General features: G+C 69.5%; 8 protein-coding genes. 6 read left to right on the top strand and 2 right to left on the bottom strand.

Going from position 1 to position 4,541, the window contains the following annotated elements; all coding sequences use genetic code 11:
• Both RMO85_RS08240 and RMO85_RS08245 read left to right on the top strand, forming a co-directional pair.
• Nucleotides 1-202: His/Gly/Thr/Pro-type tRNA ligase C-terminal domain-containing protein (locus tag RMO85_RS08240; RefSeq protein WP_310528245.1), on the top strand; the 202-nt coding region annotated here is incomplete at its 5' end.
• An 8-nt stretch (nucleotides 203-210) separates the two neighbouring features.
• A complete protein-coding gene (locus tag RMO85_RS08245; protein WP_310528246.1) occupies nucleotides 211-912 on the top strand; it encodes an HAD family hydrolase in 702 nt (233 codons plus the stop codon).
• Nucleotides 913-1,142: 230 nt separating this feature from the next.
• Here RMO85_RS08245 and RMO85_RS08250 read toward each other — a convergent pair whose 3' ends face one another.
• Together RMO85_RS08250 and RMO85_RS08255 are read right to left on the bottom strand one after the other, a co-directional pair.
• Nucleotides 1,143-1,571, bottom strand: a complete 429-nt coding sequence (locus tag RMO85_RS08250) for a ferritin-like domain-containing protein (RefSeq protein WP_310528247.1) — start codon at nucleotides 1,569-1,571, stop codon at nucleotides 1,143-1,145.
• A complete protein-coding gene (locus tag RMO85_RS08255; protein WP_310528248.1) occupies nucleotides 1,568-2,044 on the bottom strand; it encodes a hypothetical protein in 477 nt (158 codons plus the stop codon). The genes RMO85_RS08250 and RMO85_RS08255 overlap by 4 nt, the downstream gene beginning before the upstream one ends.
• 113 nt (nucleotides 2,045-2,157) lie before the next feature.
• Here RMO85_RS08255 and rimP point away from each other — a divergent pair, with 113 nt between their 5' ends.
• The 4 genes from rimP to RMO85_RS08275 all read left to right on the top strand — a co-directional run.
• On the top strand, nucleotides 2,158-2,652 hold the full coding sequence (gene rimP, locus RMO85_RS08260; RefSeq protein ID WP_310528249.1) for a ribosome maturation factor RimP: 495 nt from the start codon (nucleotides 2,158-2,160) through the stop codon (nucleotides 2,650-2,652).
• Nucleotides 2,652-3,638, top strand: a complete 987-nt coding sequence (gene nusA, locus RMO85_RS08265; RefSeq protein ID WP_310528250.1) for a transcription termination factor NusA — start codon at nucleotides 2,652-2,654, stop codon at nucleotides 3,636-3,638. Before rimP ends, nusA begins: the two co-directional genes overlap by 1 nt.
• Before the next feature lie 52 nt (nucleotides 3,639-3,690).
• Entirely contained in the window at nucleotides 3,691-3,993 is a 303-nt protein-coding gene (locus RMO85_RS08270) for a YlxR family protein (protein WP_310528251.1), read from the top strand.
• Nucleotides 3,994-4,145: 152 nt separating this feature from the next.
• Nucleotides 4,146-4,541 (top strand): translation initiation factor IF-2 N-terminal domain-containing protein (locus RMO85_RS08275; RefSeq protein WP_310528252.1); only part of this gene is annotated, 396 nt, incomplete at its 3' end.

A 4,541-nucleotide genomic window follows, 5' to 3' on the forward strand; every position in this document is an offset into this window, starting at 1 on the left:
GTTGTACGACGATCGGATGGGCAAGGTCTCGCCCGGCGTGAAGTTCAAGGACGCCGAGCTGATCGGGATGCCCACCATCGTCACCGTCGGGCGCGGCCTGGCCGACGGCAACGTCGAGGTCCGTGACCGCGCCACCGGTGAGCGCGAGGAGGTCGCGGTCGCCGACGCGGCCGCGCACATCGCGGGGCTCGTCCGCGGTTGAGCCGCACGATGGGGATCGATGCGGTCATCTTCGACTGGGGCGGCACGTTGACGCGGTGGCACGACGTGGACTTCCACGCCGAGTCACTGGCGTTGGCGCAGGCGGTGGTCAATGCCGACCATCATCGCGACGAGATCACGGCGCGTCTGCTCGCGGCCGGTTCGCTGGTCTGGGGGAGGAGCCGCGACCACCAGGAGTCCGCCACGATCGGGGACCTCTTCACCGAGGCCGGGCTCGACCACGACCCGGCGCTGCTGAGTGCCTACTACGACTTCTGGGCTCCCCACACCGCCACCGATCCGCAGTGCCGGGGGATGTTCGCCGAGCTCCGGGCGATGGGGCTGAAGGTGGGGGTCCTGTCCAACACGATCTGGCCGCGCGAATGGCATGTCGGGTTCTTTGAGCGCGACGGTGTCTACGACCTGATCGACGGTGACGTCTACACCTCCGAGGTCCCGTGGACGAAGCCGTCCCCGCTGGCGTTCGAGGCGGCGATGGCGTCGGTCGGCGTCGTCGACCCGACCAGGTGCGTCTACGTGGGGGACAGGCTCTTCGACGATGTCTGGGGTGCTCACAACGCCGGTCTCAAGGCCATCCACATCCCGCTGAGCACGATCCCGCCCGAGCAGGTCGGCCACACCGAGGGCATACCCGACGCGGTCGTGCACTCGCTGGCCGAGATCCCGGCCACCGTGGCCGCGCTGGGCTGACCAACTATTGCAGGTTCTCGCAGCGCGAGAACCTGCAACCGGGAACCGCTAGGGCTGGTGACGGTTTGTGTTGCAGACTTGTGCACGTGGCCCCCACCCCATATGGGAATGCCACTCGGTGATGCCGACCCCTCCCACGAACGGGCCGCATCCTCGCCAGTTGGGGAAGATCTCGGGACTTCCCCACATGGTGAGGCTGCGGGCCGTTCTGCGTTTCAGGTGGGCGACGCTCAGCCCAGCTCCGGCGCGCCCGGGAAGGTCTCCGGTGCCCCGTCCAGCTGGATCCGTGCCTGCGCTGCCTCGATCAGCGCCCCGATCGCCCAGTCACGGTCCGGGCCGGCGGTGTTGGCCACCAGTGCGGCGTACCCCTCCGCGCAGCCCTGCTCGGTCCTCAGCGCGTGTCTGCGTACCGCCACCGGTGACCCGAGCCGACTCGGCACGACGTAGGTCGCGGCCGAGGCCACCGGCGTCGCACCGCGGTCGGCGATGAGGAGCCGCAGCTGGTCCCGCCGCGCCCGGTGGGTCCGGTAGAGCGTCGAGATCGTCTCGAAGAGCGCCGGCTCGGCGGACTGCGAGGTGTGCGCCCCGGCGTCGCCGTAGACGAAGATGGCGGCGTGCTCGGCGGCGAGCGTCGCCTGCAAGGACTCGAGCGTGCTCACGCGATCACCCGCTGGGACACGGCCGCCGACATGCTGGCCAGGGCGCGGGCCAGCTCGCCGCTCGAGGCGCGTCGCGCTGCATCGCGCAGCGTGCCGGCGAGGCTGTTCTCGGCGTCGGCGACCTGCGTGCGCGCCATGGCCGGGGTGGGGGCGGAGAGCCCGGCCTCGACGGCCTCGTCCTCGGCACCGTCATCGAGCACCTCGAGGTGTGCCGCGTGGAGGTCCAGCAGCGGCGAGATCTCGGCGCGCAGCCGTCGGTGCCGGGCGCTCACGGCGTCGAGCAGCGCAACGGTGAGGCGGATCGCCGTGCGCGCGGACGCCACCACGTCGGCGTCGGGGAGCGGCGGTGTGCTCGGCGATTGCGACGGCGCGGGGGAGGGCGGATCGAGATCGCAGGAGGCCAGCGCCAACGGTGCGGACAAGGTCAGCGCGAGCGCCGTACGTCGTGACGTAGGGACGCGCGAGATGGACACGACGGTGACCCTAACCGCTGGTGTCCGAGGCGCCGCCCGGGACGTGCGGTTGTCGGCGCCGCGTGGCTGAGCGGCTATCGTGGCCACAACAACAGCACAAGGAGGTCGCACGCGTGAGCAGCGCCAAACAGGACGCCACGAGGGATCGCATCGAAGCCGAGATCACCGACCCCCTCAGTGCCATGGGTCTCGATGTCGAGGCCGTGGAGCTGACCCCTGCTGGCAAGCGTCGCGTGCTTCGCGTCGCGGTCGACCAGGACGGCGGGGTCACCCTCGACGACGTCGCCGACGCCACCCGTGAGGTCAACCGGGTGCTCGACGAGTCCGACGTGATGGGCGAGCTGCCCTACACCCTCGAGGTCACCTCCCGCGGCGTTGATCGCCCGCTCTCCCTGCCGCGCCACTGGCGCCGCAACGAGGACCGACTCGTCAAGGTCGCCCTCACCGACGGCGGTGATGTCACCGGCCGCATCCTCGCCTCGACCGAGGAGTCGGCGACCCTCGACGTCGAGGGAACCACTCGTGACGTGCCCTACGCCGACATCGCCAGGGCCATGGTGCAGATCGAGTTCAACCGCAAGAAGAAGATCGACAGCGAGGACGCCTGATGGACATCGACCTGAGCATCTTGAGGATGCTTGAACGCGAGAAGGAGATCTCCTTCGAAGTACTCGTCGACGCGATCGAGCAGGCCCTGCTCACGGCCTATCACAAGTCGCCCGGAGCGAGTGAGCACGCGCGCGTGGAGCTCGACCGCTTGTCCGGACACGTCATGGTCATGGCCCACGACGTCGATGAGGACGGCACGCCGAGCGAGGAGTACGAGGACACCCCTGACGGCTTCGGTCGCATCGCCGCCACCACCGCGAAGCAGATCATGCTGCAGCGACTGCGCGACGCCGAGGACGACATCCGGTTCGGAGAGTTCGCCGGCAAGGAGGGCGACATCGTCTCCGGGATCATCCAGCAGGGCCGCAACCCCGACGACGTCATGGTCGACCTCGGCAAGCTCGAGGCGATCTTGCCGTTGGGCGAGCGGGTGCCCGGCGAGGCGTACAAGCACGGCGAGCGGATCAAGTGCCTGGTCGTGTCGGTCCGCAAGGGCATGCGCGGTCCGCAGATCACGCTCTCGCGCAGCCACCCGACGCTGGTGAAGAAGCTCTTCGCGCTGGAGGTCCCCGAGATCGCCGACGGCACCGTCCAGATCGCCGCGATCGCCCGCGAAGCCGGGCACCGCACCAAGATCGCGGTCCACACGGCGGTGCAGGGCGTCAACCCCAAGGGCGCCTGCATCGGCCCGATGGGGCAGCGAGTGCGCAACGTCATGGCCGAGCTGCACGGCGAGAAGATCGACATCGTGGACTGGTCGGAGGACCCGGCTGAGATGGTCGCGCACGCCTTGTCGCCGGCCCGGGTCCGGTCGGTGGAGATCATCGACCTCGCTGCTCGGTCGTGCCGGGTCGTCGTGCCCGACTTCCAGCTCTCCCTGGCCATCGGCAAGGAGGGGCAGAACGCCCGACTCGCTGCCCGACTGACCGGCTGGCGCATCGACATCCGCTCCGACGAGGCCCCGGATCCGTCCGCAGACGACTGAGGCACAGGCGGGGCCATTCGGGATTTGTGCCCTCCACGCGATAGAGTCACCGATGGTGGATTCCTTGACCGATTGCCATACTCCCGTGCCCATCCGCACGTGCGTCGGCTGCCGGGTGAGGGCCGCCAAGAGCGAGTTGCTACGAGTCGTCGTCGGCTCGGACGCCCAGGGCCAGCCGGCCGTGTGCCCCGATCCACGCGGCACGGCGCCAGGTCGCGGGGCGCACCTGCATCCCACGCCTGCGTGTTACGACCTCGCGGTTCGCCGGCGGGCATTCTCCCGGGCCTTGCGCCACAGGGAGGGGCTGGCCAGCACACCGGTGGGGGACTACCTCGACTCACTCGCAACACCCTGACCCAAGCACTTGCCAGGCAACACCGACCAGAAGCTGGAGCACGCAGCTCATGAGCACTCGATGAGTACTTTCCGATGAGTTTGCACCACCACTAGCGTCTCCGTTTGCCCTCCTTCTGGGGCCGACGGAACCAGAAGGAGCGTAGTTTTCACGTGGCAAAGACCCGAGTCCACGAACTCGCCAAGGAGTTCGGCGTCGAGAGCAAGTTTGTTCTCGAGAAGCTCAAGGAGATGGGTGAGTTCGTCAAGTCGGCATCGTCGACTGTCGAGCCCCCCGTCGAGATGCGTTTCAAGAAGCAGTACGGCGATGATCTGAAGGCCGTAGCGGCCTCGGCGCCCGCCGGTGAGGCCGCGTCCGCTGACGCCGCCCCCGCCACGTCGGCCGCTGGCCGTCCCGGCCCCAAGCCCGGCCCCAAGCCTGCCGCCAAGCCGGACGCCCCCCAGGCTCCCGTCGCGGTGGCTCCCGTCGCGGAGCCCGCCCCCGTCGTCGAGGCCCCGGCCCCGGCCCCGGTTGCCCCCGCGACCGACGGCCCGGACGCCCCGGAGGCC

The sequence above is a fragment of the Nocardioides sp. genome (assembly GCF_031422975.1).
Taxonomy (GTDB): domain Bacteria; phylum Actinomycetota; class Actinomycetes; order Propionibacteriales; family Nocardioidaceae; genus Nocardioides.